Here is a 16864-nt window from a genome sequence, read left to right on the forward strand (position 1 = left end):
GTAGTCAGCCTGGAGCTCGAAGGGCATGCCGCCGCGGTTGCGGAGACGGGCAATCCTTCAGGCAAGTGTGAATTCAGCAACGGAGCGGCAGATGGCGGAAGCTGAAACGCAAAGCGAGGCGGGGTCTGGCCTCAAGCGGCTGATGGACGTGCTGGCGGCCTCCCCCGGCGTGGAGATTGCGGCCTGCGCGGCGGCGCTCGGCGACCTGCCGGAAGCAATGCCGGTGCGCGGGCCGGAGATCGGCCTGGTCATGGTGCGCGGCCGCATCGGCGGGGACGGCGCTCCGTTCAACCTCGGCGAGGCGGCGGTGACACGGGCCACCGTCCGGCTCGCCGGCGGCACTGTCGGTCATGCCTATGCGCTCGGTCAGGATCGGGCGAAGGCGCGCCTTTGTGCAGTGCTTGCCGCGATGTGGAGCGAGGGCGCGCGCCGCGACGATATCGAGGCGCAGGTGCTCACGCCGCTGGCTGCGGCACGCGCGGAGGAAGTCTCCCGCGTCAAGCGTGAGGCCGCCGCCACTCGCGTCGACTTCTTCACCATGGTCCGGGGAGACGACTGATGTCCGAAGCCCTTCTTTCCACGGTTGCCGTCTCCGGCGGCTTCGACGATCCGGTTTTCCAGGCGCAGGCCGTCTTTCGCGCCCTGATGGATGCGATGGCCCGCCCTGGCACCGTTCATGATCTTCCCGTCTCCATCGCACCGCCCGCGCCGCTGGGGCAGGGCTCCGGTGCAGTGGCGCTGGCGATATGCGATCCCGACACCCCGGTCTGGCTCGGCGAAGGAGCCGACAGCGAGAGCGTGCGGGCCTGGCTGTCCTTCCAGTGCGGCGCGCCGGTGGCGCGCGATGCCGATAGGTCGGCTTTCGCCTTCGCAAGGGGCACGAACATGCCGGCAATGGACGCCTTTGCCATCGGAACGCAGGAATATCCCGACCGCTCGACGACGCTGGTGGTCGAGGTGGAGGCGCTGGAAGGCGGCGTGCGTCTGAGGCTGGACGGCCCCGGTATCGACGGTCAGCGGGTCGTGGGGCCGGTCGGTCTGCCGGAAGATTTCGTGGCTCAACGCGCCGCGAACCGGGCGCTCTTTCCGCGCGGTGTCGATGTCGTGCTCGTCGCGGGGCTGCGCATGATGGCGCTGCCGCGCAGCACGGTCGTATCCCATGTCAACGAGACGGAGGCGGGCTGATGTATGTCGCAGTAAAGGGCGGCGAGGCGGCCATCGCCAACGCCCACAAGATGCTGGCCGACCGTCGTCGCGGCGACCGGTCCCTTCCCTCGATCACCGTCGAACAGCTCGTCGAGCAACTGGCGCTGGCCGTCGACCGGGTGATGGCGGAAGCCTCGCTCTACGCGCCCGAGCTTGCCGCACTGGCCGTCAAGCAGGCGCGGGGTGACATGATCGAGGCGATCTTCCTGCTGCGCGCCTACCGCACGACCCTGCCGCGCTTCGGTGCCTCGCTGCCGGTCGAGACCGGCGACATGGTTGCCGAGCGGCGGGTTTCGGCCACCTACAAGGATCTGCCCGGCGGGCAGGTTCTCGGCCCGACCTTCGACTACACGCATCGCTTGCTCGATCCTGCCCTTGCCGGCGACGAGACGGTGGCGCCGGCCCCGGCGCGCGAAAGCGAAGGCGAGCCGCTGACCCGTGTCTCCGACATTCTGGCGCAGGAAGACCTGATCGAGCGGGCCTATTCGGGAGACCCGGCCGAGATGCCTCAGGAACCCTCCGGCGACCTGACGCGCGAGCCGATGGAGTTTCCGATGGCGCGCGATCTGCGCCTTCAGGCTCTTGCGCGCGGCGATGAGGGCTTTCTGCTGGCTCTCGGCTATTCCACCCAGCGCGGCTACGGGCGCACGCATCCCTTCGCCGGCGAGATCCGCATCGGCGAGGTCGAGGTCGAGATCGACGTGCCCGAGCTCGGTTTTGCCGTCTCGCTCGGCCGCATCCGCGTGACCGAATGCCAGATGGTCAACCAGTTCGCCGGTTCGGCGAAGCTGCCGCCGCAGTTCACCCGCGGCTATGGCCTGGTGTTCGGCCAGTCGGAGCGCAAGGCGATGGCGATGGCACTCGTCGACCGGTCGCTGCGCGCCGGCGAGCTGGGCGAGGACCGCGTTGCCCCGGCGCAGGACGAGGAATTCGTGATCTCCCATGCCGACAACGTCCAGGCGACGGGCTTCGTCGAGCATCTGAAACTGCCGCATTACGTCGACTTCCAGGCGGAGCTGGATCTCGTCCGCCGGATGCGGGCCGAGTTCGAGGCGCGGCAGACACGCGAAAGCGACACGCAGGAGGCTGCCGAATGAGCGCCGCAACCGCACTCGGCGAGGACCTCGCCACCTACAATTTCGCCTATCTGGACGAGCAGACGAAGCGGATGATCCGCCGGGCGATTCTCAAGGCCATCGCCATTCCCGGATACCAGGTGCCCTTTGCCAGCCGCGAGATGCCGATGCCCTATGGCTGGGGCACCGGCGGGGTGCAGGTGACCGCCTCGATCCTTGGGCCGCAGGACGTCCTGAAGGTCATCGACCAGGGGGCGGACGACACCACCAATGCAGTGTCGATCCGCGCGTTCTTCCAGAAGGTCGCCAGCGTCGCGGTGACCACGAAAACGCGCGAGGCGACGATCATCCAGACGCGCCACCGCATCCCGGAAGAGAAGCTGCAGGCCGGTCAGGTGCTGGTCTACCAGGTGCCGATCCCCGAGCCGCTGCGCTTTCTCGAGCCGCGCGAGACCGAAACGCGCAAGATGCATGCGCTCGAGGAATACGGCCTGATGCACGTCAAGCTGTACGAGGATATCGCCCGTCACGGCCATATCGCGACCACCTATGCCTATCCGGTGCTGGTGTCGGGTCGCTATGTGATGGATCCCTCGCCGACGCCCAAGTTCGACAATCCGAAGATGGACATGAGCGAGGCGCTGCAGCTGTTCGGCGCGGGCCGCGAGAAGCGGATCTATGCCATTCCGCCGCACACAAGGGTGGTCAGCCTCGATTTCGAGGACCATCCCTTCGAGATCCAGACATTCGACGAGCCCTGCGCCCTGTGCGGCGCCGAGGGCGTCTATCTCGACGAGGTGATCCTCGACGATCGCGGCGGGCGGATGTTCGTCTGCTCGGACACCGACCATTGCGAAGACCGCCGCGCGGCCGGCCATCGCGGCAGCATGTCGCCGGACGAGGCCTATGCGGGCCATGGCAAGGGTGAAGGGGAGGCAGCGCGATGACGATGCTGGATGAAACGCCGCTGCTGAGCGTTGCGGGACTGTCGCGCTACTACGGTGAGCGGGTCGGCTGCCGGGATGTCTCGTTCGAGGTCTATCCAGGCGAAGTGCTGGCCATCGTCGGTGAGAGCGGCTCGGGCAAGACGACGCTGCTCAACTGCATCTCGACACGGCTGGAGCCGAGTGCGGGCAGCGTCAGCTACCGCATGCGGGACGGCGAGAGCCGCGATCTCTATCGGATGAGCGAGGCCGAACGGCGCCTGTTGATGCGCACGGACTGGGGCTTTGTGCATCAGAACCCGGCGGACGGGCTGCGCATGACCGTGTCGGCCGGCGCCAATGTCGGCGAGCGGCTGATGGCCGTCGGCGAGCGCCACTACGGGCGTATCCGCGATACCGCCACCCACTGGCTGTCGCGGGTGGAGATCGCCGCCGACCGTATCGACGACCAGCCGCGCGCCTTTTCCGGCGGCATGCGCCAGCGGCTGCAGATCGCCCGAAACCTCGTGACCGGGCCGCGCCTCGTGTTCATGGACGAGCCGACCGGCGGTCTCGACGTGTCGGTTCAGGCGCGTCTGCTCGATCTGCTGCGCGGTCTCGTCAACGACCTCGGCCTTGCCGCCATCGTCGTCACCCACGATCTCGCGGTTGCCCGGCTGCTGTCGCACCGGATGATCGTGATGAAGGACGGCCGGGTGGTCGAGGAAGGACTGACCGACCGGGTGCTCGACGATCCTCAGGCGCCCTACACCCAGCTTCTCGTCTCTTCCATTCTGCAGGTGTGACCATGTCCGATCTCGTCAGCCGCGAAGCCGGCACCGTCGCCGTGCGGGCAAGTGCCCTGTCCAAGTCCTTCCGCATGCACCTGCAGGGCGGTCTCGAACTGCCGGTGGTGGAGGGGGCGTCCTTCGAGGTGCATGCCGGAGAATGCGTCGTGCTCGGCGGCCCGTCGGGCGCCGGCAAGAGCTCCATCCTCAAGATGCTCTATGGCAACTACGCCGCAACGGGCGGCGAGATCCTGATCCGCCACGGCGAGGCGATGGTCGATCTGGTTGCGGCCTCGCCGCGGCTGGTGCTGGCCATCCGCCGCGAAACCCTCGGCTATGTCAGCCAGTTCCTGCGCACCGTTCCACGCGTTGCGGCAATCGACGTGGTCGCCGAGCCGCTGGTTGCGCGCGGCATCGATGCAGCCACCGCGCGGGAGCGGGCTGCACGGACGCTCGAGCGGCTCAACCTGCCGCAGCGCCTCTGGCAGCTGCCGCCCGCGACTTTTTCCGGAGGCGAACAGCAGCGCGTGAACATCGCCCGCGGCTTCATCACCGATCATCCGGTGTTGCTGCTCGACGAGCCGACCGCCTCGCTCGACGCCGCCAACCGGCGCGTGGTGATCGAGATGATCGCTCAGAAGAAGGCGCAGGGCGTCGCGCAGATCGGCATCTTCCACGACGAGGAGGTGCGAGAGGCTGTCGCAGACCGGATCATCGACGTGCGCGGCTTCGGGCCGGCGCGCGCAGCCTGAGGGGCGGGGTATGGCACGACTTTCCGAAACTCCGTTCATCCATCCGACCGCCGAGGTCAGCGACTGCGAGTTCGGCCGCTACACCGAGGTGGACGCGCGGGTCAGCATCAGCGAGACCCGCATGGATGATTATTCCTATGTGATGCGCGACGCGATGATCTGGAACGCCGAGATCGGCAAGTTCGCGAACATCGCCGCCTGCGTGCGGATCAATGCCACCCATCATCCGATGGAGCGAGCAACGCTGCACCATTTCACCTATCGGGCGAACGATTACTGGGACGACGCGGACCAGGAGGCCGACTTCTTCCGGCGGCGCCGGGCGCTGCGTGTGCGGATCGGTCACGACACATGGATCGGCCACGGTGCCACCATCCTGCCCGGCGTGTCCGTCGGCGACGGCGCGGTGATCGGATCGGGGGCCGTCGTGTCCCGCGATGTCGCGCCGTACACCATCGTCGGCGGCGTTCCCGCGCGGCTGATCCGGGAGCGGTTTCCGGCCGATGTCGTGGCACGCATGCAGGCGCTTGCCTGGTGGAACTGGAGCCACGAACGCTTGCGCGAAACGCTCGAAGACTTTCGAAATCTCGATGCCCAGGCGTTTCTGGACCGTTACGGGGCAAGCCAGTGAAGTCATGAGCCGGCACATTGCTTTTTCGGAGCCGGGAAACGTCAGGAAATTGTCATAAAACCGCAGATTCCCTGTCATCTATACAGGATACGCAAGCTTCAATCATCAGGATTGAGGCGCAGATGTTCAAGCTCGACGGTGTGACGCGAAAGTTCGGATTGCTGACCGCGGTGGATGGCGTGACGCTGGATATTCCGGACGGACAGATGGTCGGTGTCATCGGCCGTTCGGGTGCCGGCAAGTCCACCTTGCTGCGGATGCTCAACCGGCTGGTCGATCCGAATGGCGGACGGATCCTGTTCCGCGACACCGAGGTCTCGGCGCTGTCGGGATCGGCGTTGCGCTCGTGGCGGCGCGACTGCGCGATGGTGTTCCAGCAGTTCAACCTCGTGCCTCGCCTCGACGTGGTGTCCAACGTGCTGCACGGCACGCTGAATGCCCGCTCGACGCTTTCAACCGTCTTCAACCTGTTTTCCAAGGCCGACATCCTGCGCGCCATCGACATCCTGGAGCGGCTGGGTGTCGCGGAGCATGCGATGAAGCGCGCCGAGGCACTGTCGGGCGGCCAGCAGCAGCGTGTGGCGATCGCCCGCGCGCTGATGCAATCACCGAAGGTGCTGCTCGCCGACGAGCCCATCGCCTCGCTCGACCCGCTGAATGCCAAGATCGTCATGGATGCGCTCAAGGACATCAACGAGCGCGAGGGGATCACCGTCATCACCAACCTGCACACGCTGGACACCGCGCGCACCTATTGCGAGCGGATCATCGGCATGTCGCAGGGGCGGGTCGTGTTCGACGGCACCGCGAATGAGCTGACGGCCGAAGCGGTGCGCGAGATCTACGGCACCGATGGCGAGGGCAACGAAATCTCCGAGGCCATCACCTCGACCAGCATCACCGCCCGGCCGATGCCGGCAGCGGTGGTCTCCCCATCCCCGGCCATGTTGCGGACGGCCTCCGCCTCCGCCTGAGCCGCAGGATCCGGCGCGGCTTTCCGCGCGCGGTCACACAACTAATACCAAACGACCTCTTTCAGGAGACGTCACATGCTCAGGAAGCTTCTCTTGGCCGCTACCGCGGTCGCGGCCATGTCTGTCGGTGCAACGGCGCAGGAGATCACCGAGTTCCGCATCGGCGTTCTCGGCGGCGAGAACGCCCAGGACCGTCTGGCCTCCAACGAGTGCCTGCGCTCCTATGTGCAGGACCTGCTCGGCGTCGAGACCAAGATCTTCACCCCGGCCGACTATGACGGTGTGATCCAGGGTCTGCTTGGCGGCTCCATCGATCTGGCCTGGCTCGGTGCCTCGGGCTACGCGAAGACCTATCTGACCGATCCGGAAGCGGTCGACGTTGTGCTGGTCAAGACCAACCTCGACGGGTCGTTCTCGTATCACTCCATCGGTTTTGCCCGCAAGGACAGCGGCATCACCTCACTTGCCGACATGAAGGGCAAGAAGTTCGGCTTCGGCGATCCGAACTCGACCTCCGGCTACCTGATCCCGTCCATCGAGATCCCGCAGCAGACCGGTGCGTCCATGGAAAACGGCGCATATTTCGGCGAAGTGGTCTTCACCGGCGGTCATGAGCAGACCATCGTTGCCGTGAAGAACGGCGATGTCGACGGCGGCGTGACCTGGGCCGACGGCCAGGGCGAGTGGATCGACGGCTACAATTCCGGCGCCCTGCGCAAGGCGGTCGATGCCGGTCTCGTCGATATGAACGATCTGGTCGAGATCTGGCGCTCGAAGCCGATCCCGGAGGGTCCGGTCGTCCTGCGCCGCGCCCTGCCGGCCGACGTCAAGGAGAAGGTCACCCAGCTCCTGAAGGACCTGCACGGCAAGGATCCGGAGTGCGCCTACAACGTGGCCGCCGGCGAGACCGCGGGCTTCGCCCCGATCACCCACGACGCTTACGAGTCGATCATCGCGGTCCGTAAGGCCAAGAGCAACTGATCGGCCGATCTTCGTGACAGCCGGGCGGGGCCTGTGGTCCCGCCCGTGCGCTTTGGCCAACAGCCATCGATAGCAGGACTTCATGACGGACACGGCTTCCGCCAGGTCGGGCGACATCCGCGCCGACTATCTCGCCCATGCCCGCCAGCGGCAGATGTACAGCGGCATCCTGCTGCTGGTCTTCACCCTGCTGATGTTATCGGGCTTCCAGCTTGCCGATGCCCGCAATGCCGGCGGCTTCTGGACCGGCATCCACCAGTTCTTCGACTTTCCGTCAGAGGTGGTGAGCGAGGCGATCGCCAAGGCCGGCAACCTGCCGGGCCTGATGTGGACGTTTCTGCCGTCTCTGATCGAGACCATCAACATTGCCGGCGTGGCAACGCTGATCGGAGCCTGTGGGGGCGCGCTGCTGTCGCTGCTGTCGACACGCGGGCTGGCGCGGTTTCCCGCGCTGATCCCCGTGTTCCGGCGGCTGATGGATGCGATGCGGGCGATCCCCGAGATCGTGATCGCGCTCGTGCTCATCTTCCTGCTCGGCGGCGGGCCGGTGCCGGCGATGATCGCCATCGCCTTCCATACAACGGGAGCGCTCGGAAAGCTGTTCTCGGAAGTGAGCGAGAACGCCGACCGCAAGCCGGTCGAGGGACTTGCCTCGGCGGGCGCGAGCTGGAGCCAGTCGATGTGGCTCGGCGTGCTGCCGCAGGTCATGCCGAACTGGCTTTCCTATGCGCTCCTGCGTTTCGAGATCAACGTCCGGGCCTCCGCCATTCTGGGTTTCGTCGGCTCTGGCGGCATCGGCTACGATCTCAAGACGGCGATGCAGTGGGGGCAGGGGCGCTACGACCAGGTCGTCGCGATCTTCCTGCTGCTCTTCGCCACCATCGTCGTCATAGACCAGGTGTCGAGCCATTTCCGGCACAAGCTGGTGAAGGGGCACTGACATGGCTGCGATGATCTCCACAGCGCAGGCCGGCTCGCTCGGCGACGCTGCGGTTGCCGCCTTCGACCGCAAGCGGCGGCTCGCTTTCACCGTCCCCGCGGTGGTTCTCCTCTACCTGACCTACGTGTTCTTCGCCTTCGACATTCCGGGCATTGTCGCCAATGCGCGGACCGACAACGCGGCGATCCTGCTTTCCGACTTCTGGAGCTACAAGACGCATGTCACGCGGGACAACCGCACCGGCAACGTCACCGTGGCCATCGAAGGCGAGAACAAGGGCACCTATCCGCCCGGCCGTCTGCCCGACTGGGTGGGCATGCAGGACGGCGTTACGCGGATCGATCTCGGGAAGGGCTACGAAGTCGTCTATGAGGGCGAGGGCGCGCGTTTCACCGTTCCCGATTACGGCGTGATCCGCGTCGAGCCGGAGGGGCGGGGCATCCGTCTGGAACTGCCGGAGGGCGAGGTTCCGAGTTGGATCAACGCATCGTCCGCCCGCGTCACCGCGACGACACCGCAGGGGCGGTTCTCGATGACCCGCAACCGGACCGAGACTTTCCGCTACGAGCCGGGCTGGGAGCTGTTCTTCTTCACGCTCGACAGTCCGTTCAGCGGCCGCTCGGTTCCCGAGCTGGCGGGACTGGCGGTGTCTGGCGAGCGCATCGATCCGGCACGGCCGAACATCGCCTACATGCTCTCGGAATTCTGGACCAACAAGATGTGGCGGCACGGCGACGTCGCCTGGGCCCTGTTCGAGACGGTACTGATGGCGTTCCTGGGAACCATGGGCGCGGCGCTGGTTGCACTGCCGCTCGCGTTCCTTGCCGCGTCCAACTTCACGCCCGCACGGATCGTGCGCTTTGCGCTCAGGCGTGTGTTCGACTTCGTGCGCGGCGTCGACGGGCTGATCTGGACCATCATCCTCAGCCGCGCCTTCGGACCCGGTCCGCTGACGGGGTCGCTGGCGATCCTGATGACCGACACCGGGTCTTTCGGCAAGCTGTTCTCGGAGGCGTTGGAAAACATCGACCGCAAGCAGGTGGAAGGTGTCCAGTCGACCGGCGCATCGCCGATCCAGCAGGCGCGCTTCGGCGTGATGCCGCAGATCGTGCCGGTGCTGCTCAGCCAGGTTCTCTACTTCCTGGAATCGAATACGCGCAGCGCCACCGTGATCGGCGCCATCGTCGGCGGCGGCATCGGCCTGCTGCTCACCCAGGCGATCATCACCCAGAAGGACTGGGAGGAGGTCAGCTACTACATCATCCTCATCGTCCTGATGGTAATGGCGATGGACAGCCTGTCCGGATGGCTCAGAGGCCTGTTGATCGGTCGGGCCGGTCGGACGTAAGTTCGACGGCTTACTGTCAGGGGCTTTCCCGGCAGGTCCTGCCCGTCGCTGGGGTTCGGAGCGAGGTGTTGCGTCCCCTGGCGCGACCGTCCTGGCCGGCTCTCGGCTTCACGAAAAGCGGAACGCATGCGATACGCGATCTACTTCACGCCCGACGCCGGGCACCCGCTGGTCCGCGCGGCCGAGGACTGGCTCGGCCGCAGCGTATTCGGCAGAGCTGTCGAGCCGGCTGATATCGGCGGGTTCTCGCCGCAGGCCCGGGCCGGCCTGATCGCCTCTGCGGTGCGCTACGGCTTTCACGGGACGCTGAAGGCGCCGTTCCGTCTGGCTGCAGGGCGGAGCGAGAACGAGCTGGTTTCCGCTTTCGATGCCTTCTGCGGTGCGACGCGGCCCATCGCTCCCGTGAGCTTGAAGCTGTCGGATCTCGACGGCTTCTTCGCGCTGACGCCCGCCGGCCCGGTGGACGAGCTGAACGGGTTGGCTAGCGGCATCGTGCGGCATTTCGAGCCCTTCCGGGCGCCTCTTACCGAGGCGGAGATCGCGCGTCGCCGCCCGGAGAAGTTGTCGCCGCAGCAGCGGGAGCTGCTGGAGACCTGGGGCTATCCCTATATTTTCGACGCATTCCGCTTCCACATGACGCTCAGCGACCGGCTGGACGGCGAGACGGCAGTTGCCGTTCGCCGGGCTTTGGACGAGCAGTTCGATGCGCTGGTGGCGACCCCGGTCGCCTTCGACCGGCTTGCGATCTTCGCCGAGCCGGCTCCAGGCGCTCCCTTCATCTGCCTGCATCAGGCGCCACTTGCGGGAACAGGCGGCTGACAGACCGTTCCCCTCGAGAAAGACGGACCGATGGATACCATACTGACCAATGCCCGGATCGTGCTGGCCGACCAGGTTGTCGAGGGCTCGCTGCATCTGCGCGACGGCCGCATCGCCGGGATCGACAGCGGCCCCTCGTCGCTGCCGGGCGCACAGGACATGGGCGGCGACTATGTGACCCCCGGGCTGGTCGAGCTGCATACCGATCATCTGGAAAACCACTACGCGCCGCGCCCCAAGGTCCGGTGGAACCCGATTGCAGCCGTCTGTGCCCATGATGCTCAGATCGCTGCCAGCGGCATCACCACGGTCTTCGATGCCCTGCGCGTCGGGCTCGACGAGGATACCGACATCACCGATGCCGACATGCGGCGGCTGGCCGATGCCATCGAGGCGGGCATGGCGAAGGACCGGCTGCGGGCGGAGCATTTCATCCACCTGCGCTGCGAAGTGTCCGCGCCCAATTGCCTGGATAGCTTCGAGATCTTCGAGAACGACCCGCGCGTGCGCATCGCTTCGCTGATGGATCACTCGCCCGGGCAGCGCCAGTTCGTGAGCCTCGAGGCTTACGCGATCTACTACAAGGGCAAGCGGGGCATGAGCGACGCGGAGTTCAACGACTTCTGCGAGCGGCGGATGGCTCAGTCGGCGACCTGGTCCGACAAGAACCGCAAGATCGTCGCCGAGCGCGCCAGAGCGCGCGGGGTCATGCTGGCCAGCCATGACGACGCGACCGATGCTCATGTCGACGAGGCGGTGGAACTGGGGATCCGCGTCGCGGAATTCCCGACCACGCTGGAGGCGGCGCGCGCGTCCAAGTCGCAGGGGCTGGCGGTGCTGATGGGGGCTCCCAACGTGGTGCGCGGCGGCTCGCATTCCGGCAATGTCTCGGCGCGGGATCTTGCGGCCAACGGCCTGCTCGACATCCTGTCGTCGGACTACATCCCCTTCAGCCTCATCCAGTCCGCCTTCTTCCTGGGCGAGGTGGTCGACGGGATCGACCTGCCGGAGTCGATTGCCATGGTCACACGCACGCCGGCCCGCTCCGCCGGGCTCGACGACCGCGGCGAGATCGCCATCGGCAAGCGCGCCGATCTGGTGCGTGTGCGCGTCGAGGAGCACATCCCGATCGTGCGCACCGTCTGGCGCGAAGGCAACCGGGTGGTTTGAGCGATGCAGGGGGCAGCATCGGGCAGGCAGGGGCCTTTGATCGCCGTCGTCGGGCCAAGCGGGGTCGGCAAGGACACGCTGCTTGCGCGGGCGAGGGCGGCCTTGTCCGATCGGCCTGAGGTGCTTTTCGTGCGCCGGTCGATCACCCGGCCGGCAAGCGGGGACGCCGAGGAGCATGTGCCGATCACGGCAGAAGCGTTCGATGAGGCGGAACGCGCGGGCCGTTTTGCCTATTGCTGGCGGGCGCATGGGTTGGGCTACGGGCTTCCTGCGTCCTTGACCGGGCATCTCGCCGCCGGAAGGCCTGCCGTTATCAACGGGTCCCGCAAGGTTCTCGCTGGCATGAAGGAGCGGTTTCCGACGCTGTCCGTGATCCAGATCGCGGCAGCTCCCGAGGTTCTGGCTGCCCGCCTTGCGGCGCGTGGGCGCGAGCGCGCGGACGAGATCGCTGCACGCATCGCGCGTGCCGAAGAGCCGCTGCCGGTCGCGCCCGTCTGCGTTATCGACAATAGCGGCGAGTTGGACCAGGCAGCCGACGCGCTGGTCGCCGCCATTCTGGGGCTCGCCGCTCCGGCAAAGCGCTGAAACGACACCCTTCGCAATCCAACGGACCTCTTGCGCAGGCGCTGAAGCTTTGCGACAAGAAGAGCAGTATTGCTCGCATTGCGAGCATTGATAAAAATACGGATGCAGCTGGTTGCGGGTCGGGCCGTGGCGCCATCGCATGCCGAAGGACGGGAGTGGATCGGATGTCGGGGCAACTGGTAACCCATCGCACCAGCGGTTTGGTGCTGTCTCTGGACGAGACCGTTGCCAACGATCGTATCATCGAGGAGATCCGCCGCGGCCGTTACGAGGCGTCCGAGCTGTCCATGGCCTCGCGTTTCGTGCGCAAGGAAGACCGGGTGTTGGAACTCGGTGCCGGCATCGGCTTCATTTCCGCTGGCGTGATGCGCAATGTCGGGCCCGCCTACTATGCTGCCGTCGAGGCAGATGCACGCCTGATCCCGCATATCCGCCAGACCCATCTCAAGAACGGCGTGACCGGTGTCGAGGTGATCAATGCGGCCTTCGTCTCCGATCCTGCGACCCTGAAGACCGGCTACGTCGAGTTTACCCTGCACCGCGAATTCTGGCGCTCGGGCATCGGTCAGGACCAGGAGGGCGTGACCGAGACGGTGCGGGTGCCGGCGGTCGACGCTTCCGCCTTCATCGCGGACAAGGGCATCACCGTCCTTATCGCCGACATCGAGGGGGCCGAGCTAGATCTCTTCCGTGATCTGCGCGTCCACGGTCTCAAGCGCATCGTGCTGGAAGTGCATCCGCACAAGATCGGCAAGGCCGGCATGATCGAGATCTTCTCCGGCCTCTGCGCGGAAGGCTTTGCCTACAATGCCGCCCTGTCGGAAGGACCGGTCGTCTGTTTCGAGGCGGTCGGCGACAGCGAAAGCAGCGAGGCGGAGCTTTTCACCCGCTTCGCCTGAACCTTCCCGCGCACCCAGGAGCCGCGTCTCTCGTTCTTTAGTCCGCTTGCCGGAGTGCAGGCCCTTGGCAACACTTGTCGCCGGGGAGCAAGCATGTGCCAGCTGCTTGCGGACAAAGCCTTTGAAGATCACGCATTTGATGCGATGGTCGGAGAGACCGACATGCCAGTTCAATCCGGTGCCATGGCGAAATTCCTGATCATCGACGATCATCCGCTGTTTCGAGAGGCCCTGCACAGCGCGGTGACGCTGGCCTATCCGGATGCCGATACCCAGGATGCCGCCTCGCTGCCGGAGGCCTGCGATATCCTGGCCGCGGAAGGCGGTTTCGATCTGGCACTGTTGGATCTCAGCATTCCCGGCGTGCGCGGCATGGACGGGCTGCTGCATCTTCGCACCAACTTCCCGCGCTTGCCGGTGGTGGTCGTCTCGGGCCACGAAGACCCTAAGGTTGTCTCGCAGGTGATTGCCTACGGGGCTGCCGGCTTTATTCCCAAGTCTGCCAAGAAGGCGGCCCTTGCAGACGCCATCCAGAAAGTCATCAACGGGGCTGTCTTCGTGCCGGACAATCTGGTGGCGACGAGCGACGAACAGATCGACGACCATGCCCGGGACATGATCAACCGGGTGGCGACGCTGACGCCGCAACAGCTCAAGGTGCTCGGCATGATTTGCGACGGGTTGCTCAACAAGCAGATCGCCTATGAGCTGCAGGTGGGCGAGACGACGGTGAAGGCCCACGTCTCGGAGATCCTTCGCAAGCTCAACGTCCACAGCCGCACGCAGGTGGTGATCGAGATGTCGAAACTGGAGCAGGCTTCCGGGCTCGATCCGGCCGGCTCCGTGGGACATGGCCGCAGCGGCAGCACTGGCGACTGATCGGCTGCTTTCGCCAAGCGCAACTAGGGCGCAGCGGCCAGCATATGCGCCATGAGCGCCCGCAGTTGCGCCGGCTTGACCGGCTTTGCCATGAACTCCGCACCGAGATTTGCAGCATCGCGCATGACGGGCTCGGAAATATCGGCGGTCGCCAGGATGGCCGGAACCCGCCGCCTCAGACGCCGCGCCAGGGCAGCTACCGTTTGCGTACCGTGGTCGCCATGGTCCAGATGCTGGTCGGCGATGATCAGGTCCGGCACGAAGCCTTCGTTCAGCACCTCTTCCGCTTCTGCGTGCGAGGCCGCGATCCGGTGTTCGCAACCCCATCCGTCGAGCAGGGTCGACATGGCGCGCGTCACCTCGATATCGTTCTCCAGGAGAAGAACGCGGCGGCCGGAAAGTGTCGCGTCGTTGGCCGGCCGCTGGGCCGCTTGCGGCCTGATCTCGCCGACCGAGGGCGGTTCACAGCGCTCGGCGAGAATGCGAAACCGGCTGCCCTTGCCGACTTCCGACGTCAGGCTGAGGTCGTGTCCCAGCGCCGTCACCAGGCGGCGCACGATGGAAAGGCCGAGACCCAGAGCGCAGTCGTCGTCGCGGCTGGCGCGTCCCTTGGCGACCGGCCCGCGGTGGAATTCGTCGAAGATCAGCTCGCGCTGGTCGAGGGGAATGCCGCAGCCGGTGTCGACCACCTCGATGGCCACCATGTTGCCGCGGCGCCGCGTGCCGATCAGCACACCGCCGCGGTCGGTATAGCGGATGGCATTGGAAATCAGGTTCTGCAGCGCGCGCCGCAACATCGTGCGGTCGGAGCGGACATGATCGCCGGTGATGGATGTCTGCAGGCGCAGTCCCTTGGCCTCCGCGATAGGCCGCAGGTCGGACAGCAGGGATTCGACCACCGGCACCAGGGGGACGGCTGTATGGTCCGGCACCATCACGCCGGCATCGAGACGGGAAATGTCGAGCAGCGTGTGCAGCAGCTCGTTCATGGTGTCGAGCGAGCGCTCCACCTGCATCACCATCGCCCTGCCGCGCTCGCTTTCCTGCAGGTCGTAGAGTGCCGACATGGTCAGCTGTGCGGCATGCAGTGGCTGCAACACGTCGTGGCTTGCGGCAGCGAGAAACCTGGTCTTCGATTGGTCGGCGCGCTCCGAAATCTCCTTCTGGCGGGCCAGTTCCGCGTTGGTCTTCTCGAGATTGCGCAAGGTGGAGGTGAGTTCGTCCGTGCGCTGCCGCACCTGTCCCTCCAGCGCGATGGCGGTCTGGAACAGGGAGAAGGCGTTGCGCTGCTGATCCATGGCGCGCTCGACGCGATTGATCAGCGCATCGTTGATGCGTTTCAGGCGTTCGACATCGTCGATATCGAGAATACTCACGGGCCGCTCCCGCCGCTCTGGCCCAGACCGAAGGCAATGCCGGTGAAGGTCTGGTTGAGATGCATCGACAGGTACTGTTCGCCATAGGTGTTGAAGCCGATGACCTTGTTCTCACGATAGATCGCGGCGATGCGGTGTGTCACCTGGCGGTTGCGGGCGTCGATCCGGCGCAGCACGCAGTCGAAGCCGAGCACGAAGTCGATGCCGCCGACGCGCTCGCGCACCGCGTCGAAGGCGGCGCGGGTGGTGCGGGTCATCCCGGCTGGTTCCGCTACGGTCATGACGATGCCGTCGTCGATGGCGCAGAAGAAGGAGAGCGAGCCGTCGCGGTTCATCTTCTGCACGGAGCGGCAGTAGTATTCGCCGCCGACCCGCACGACGAGCGGATGCGAGGCGAAGCTCATCGGCGACAGGCTCTGCGGATCCATGCCGATCACGCGGGCATATTCTTGCGCTGCAGGTGCTGCGTTGAACTCGTGAACGATGCGCCTGTCGGGATCTGAGCGGGTGACCACCAGCTTGTCCGGCGTCGGCACGAAATTGTCCGTCTTGAAGATGTGGAAGGGAACTTGCGTCTCGACCAGCACGAGGAGCGCGGCATCGCTGGCCGGCTCGCCGTCGAGGATCAGCGTCGTCTCGCCGAAGCGCATGTCGTCGCCGGCCGAGCCGCCAAGCAGCGGGATGTCGTCGAGGCCCCAGTGAAGGGCGGCAGTGACGGATTCCTCGGCGAAGGAGAGACCGTCGATCAGGCACAGGGCGAAGGTGTGAGCGGAGCGTGCGGCTGCGGGCCCGACGAACTGGCGCTTGGCTTCGCCGACCTGCGCCACGATCCTTTCCATCCCGGCGCGGCGAATATCGCGGATCCGGTGCCCGGCGATGCGGAAGCGGTCGGCCGGAAAGAGAATGACGATGAGGTTGCCCTCGGAGATGCCGTTTCGGGTGATCTCGCCGGCAGTGGAGCAGGCGGCATAGCGCAGGCCCGGACAGGTCGCGGCGAGAGCCTTTGTCACCGTGTGGGGCGCGAAACGCGCGGAGGAAAAGAACACCAGCGCAAAGCCTGCAGCGCTGCGCTCTCGCGCGGCAGCCACGCGAGCCCAGTATCCCGCATCGCCCGGGTCGTCGCATTCAAGCGCGACGACGCCGCAGGCGTGTTCGATGCCGCCGTTCGGCTGCACGTTGTCCTCCCTCGTGCCGCCCGCCATCTCCCCCGTTCCGGCCGGTCGGCAAGGCCGACGACCGGATGACGCTGCGGCGACGGCTCAGTCTAGGGCCGCCCGCTTCGTCGTGACAAGCCGGTGTTCTGCTTCGACCGAAAGTACAGTGTACAAGCGCCAGGCGCTGCCTTCTCCTGAAGGCGCCTGGAGGGAGACCGGGCACACGGCCCGCCATGCATCTTGCTGCCAGAGGCCGGGCCGGGAGGAGCTTTCATGGATTTGTTTGGTGAGTATCGGATTTTGGCTGGTCGCGGGGCGGTTTGGGCCGCTCTGAACGATGCGGATGTTCTGCGTCGTTGCATT

Annotated in this window: 18 protein-coding genes; 16 read left to right on the forward strand and 2 right to left on the reverse strand. The window is 66.0% G+C overall.

All coding sequences use genetic code 11. The annotated features are described in order from the left end of the window. Window positions 1–91: 91 nt before the first annotated feature. From phnG to BBX35_RS11285, 16 genes are all read left to right on the forward strand, one after another. The gene (gene phnG, locus BBX35_RS11210) at window positions 92–559 is read left to right on the forward strand and encodes a phosphonate C-P lyase system protein PhnG (RefSeq protein WP_067219818.1); all 468 of its coding nucleotides are present in this window, start codon (window positions 92–94) and stop codon (window positions 557–559) included. Then, complete coding sequence (gene phnH, locus BBX35_RS11215) at window positions 559–1185, forward strand: phosphonate C-P lyase system protein PhnH (protein ID WP_067219821.1); 627 nt, start codon at window positions 559–561, stop codon at window positions 1183–1185. The genes phnG and phnH overlap by 1 nt, the downstream gene beginning before the upstream one ends. Continuing rightward, window positions 1185–2303, forward strand: coding sequence for a carbon-phosphorus lyase complex subunit (locus tag BBX35_RS11220; RefSeq protein WP_067219824.1), 1119 nt, complete (start codon window positions 1185–1187; stop codon window positions 2301–2303). Before phnH ends, BBX35_RS11220 begins: the two co-directional genes overlap by 1 nt. Beyond that, entirely contained in the window at window positions 2300–3229 is a 930-nt protein-coding gene (locus BBX35_RS11225; RefSeq protein ID WP_067219825.1) for an alpha-D-ribose 1-methylphosphonate 5-phosphate C-P-lyase PhnJ, read from the forward strand. The genes BBX35_RS11220 and BBX35_RS11225 overlap by 4 nt, the downstream gene beginning before the upstream one ends. 5 nt (window positions 3230–3234) lie before the next feature. Beyond that, entirely contained in the window at window positions 3235–4011 is a 777-nt protein-coding gene (phnK, locus tag BBX35_RS11230) for a phosphonate C-P lyase system protein PhnK (protein WP_171901438.1), read from the forward strand. 2 nt (window positions 4012–4013) lie between these two features. Further along, entirely contained in the window at window positions 4014–4745 is a 732-nt protein-coding gene (gene phnL, locus BBX35_RS11235) for a phosphonate C-P lyase system protein PhnL (protein WP_067219828.1), read from the forward strand. Between the two features lie 10 nt (window positions 4746–4755). Further along, entirely contained in the window at window positions 4756–5376 is a 621-nt protein-coding gene (locus tag BBX35_RS11240; RefSeq protein ID WP_067219830.1) for a DapH/DapD/GlmU-related protein, read from the forward strand. Window positions 5377–5498: 122 nt separating this feature from the next. Next, window positions 5499–6350, forward strand: coding sequence for a phosphonate ABC transporter ATP-binding protein (gene phnC / locus BBX35_RS11245; RefSeq protein WP_067219832.1), 852 nt, complete (start codon window positions 5499–5501; stop codon window positions 6348–6350). A gap of 75 nt (window positions 6351–6425) precedes the next feature. Next, complete coding sequence (phnD, locus tag BBX35_RS11250; RefSeq protein WP_067219834.1) at window positions 6426–7331, forward strand: phosphonate ABC transporter substrate-binding protein; 906 nt, start codon at window positions 6426–6428, stop codon at window positions 7329–7331. Between the two features lie 82 nt (window positions 7332–7413). After that, a complete protein-coding gene (gene phnE, locus BBX35_RS11255) occupies window positions 7414–8271 on the forward strand; it encodes a phosphonate ABC transporter, permease protein PhnE (protein WP_067219836.1) in 858 nt (285 codons plus the stop codon). A gap of 1 nt (window position 8272) precedes the next feature. After that, window positions 8273–9619 carry a phosphonate ABC transporter, permease protein PhnE gene (gene phnE / locus BBX35_RS11260; protein ID WP_067219838.1) on the forward strand — a complete coding sequence of 449 codons (1347 nt, stop codon included), beginning with the start codon at window positions 8273–8275 and terminating at the stop codon, window positions 9617–9619. Between the two features lie 126 nt (window positions 9620–9745). After that, entirely contained in the window at window positions 9746–10438 is a 693-nt protein-coding gene (locus BBX35_RS11265; RefSeq protein ID WP_067219841.1) for a DUF1045 domain-containing protein, read from the forward strand. A 30-nt stretch (window positions 10439–10468) separates the two neighbouring features. Continuing rightward, window positions 10469–11608 (forward strand): alpha-D-ribose 1-methylphosphonate 5-triphosphate diphosphatase, encoded by a 1140-nt coding sequence (locus BBX35_RS11270; protein WP_067219844.1) that lies wholly within the window; start codon window positions 10469–10471, stop codon window positions 11606–11608. Window positions 11609–11644: 36 nt separating this feature from the next. Beyond that, on the forward strand, window positions 11645–12193 hold the full coding sequence (gene phnN, locus BBX35_RS11275; RefSeq protein ID WP_244271611.1) for a phosphonate metabolism protein/1,5-bisphosphokinase (PRPP-forming) PhnN: 549 nt from the start codon (window positions 11645–11647) through the stop codon (window positions 12191–12193). Window positions 12194–12357: 164 nt separating this feature from the next. Continuing rightward, complete coding sequence (locus tag BBX35_RS11280; RefSeq protein ID WP_067219849.1) at window positions 12358–13092, forward strand: FkbM family methyltransferase; 735 nt, start codon at window positions 12358–12360, stop codon at window positions 13090–13092. A gap of 162 nt (window positions 13093–13254) precedes the next feature. Continuing rightward, a complete protein-coding gene (locus BBX35_RS11285; protein ID WP_083206231.1) occupies window positions 13255–13971 on the forward strand; it encodes a response regulator in 717 nt (238 codons plus the stop codon). Window positions 13972–13994: 23 nt separating this feature from the next. On the opposite strand, the gene BBX35_RS11290 is transcribed toward BBX35_RS11285, so the two are convergent. Both BBX35_RS11290 and BBX35_RS11295 read right to left on the reverse strand, forming a co-directional pair. Further along, a complete protein-coding gene (locus BBX35_RS11290) occupies window positions 13995–15347 on the reverse strand; it encodes an ATP-binding response regulator (protein WP_067219851.1) in 1353 nt (450 codons plus the stop codon). After that, entirely contained in the window at window positions 15344–16522 is a 1179-nt protein-coding gene (locus tag BBX35_RS11295; RefSeq protein ID WP_067220022.1) for an FIST N-terminal domain-containing protein, read from the reverse strand. Before BBX35_RS11295 ends, BBX35_RS11290 begins: the two co-directional genes overlap by 4 nt. Between the last annotated feature and the right edge of the window lie 342 nt (window positions 16523–16864).

This window comes from Stappia indica (genome assembly GCF_001696535.1).
Lineage (GTDB): Bacteria > Pseudomonadota > Alphaproteobacteria > Rhizobiales > Stappiaceae > Stappia > Stappia indica.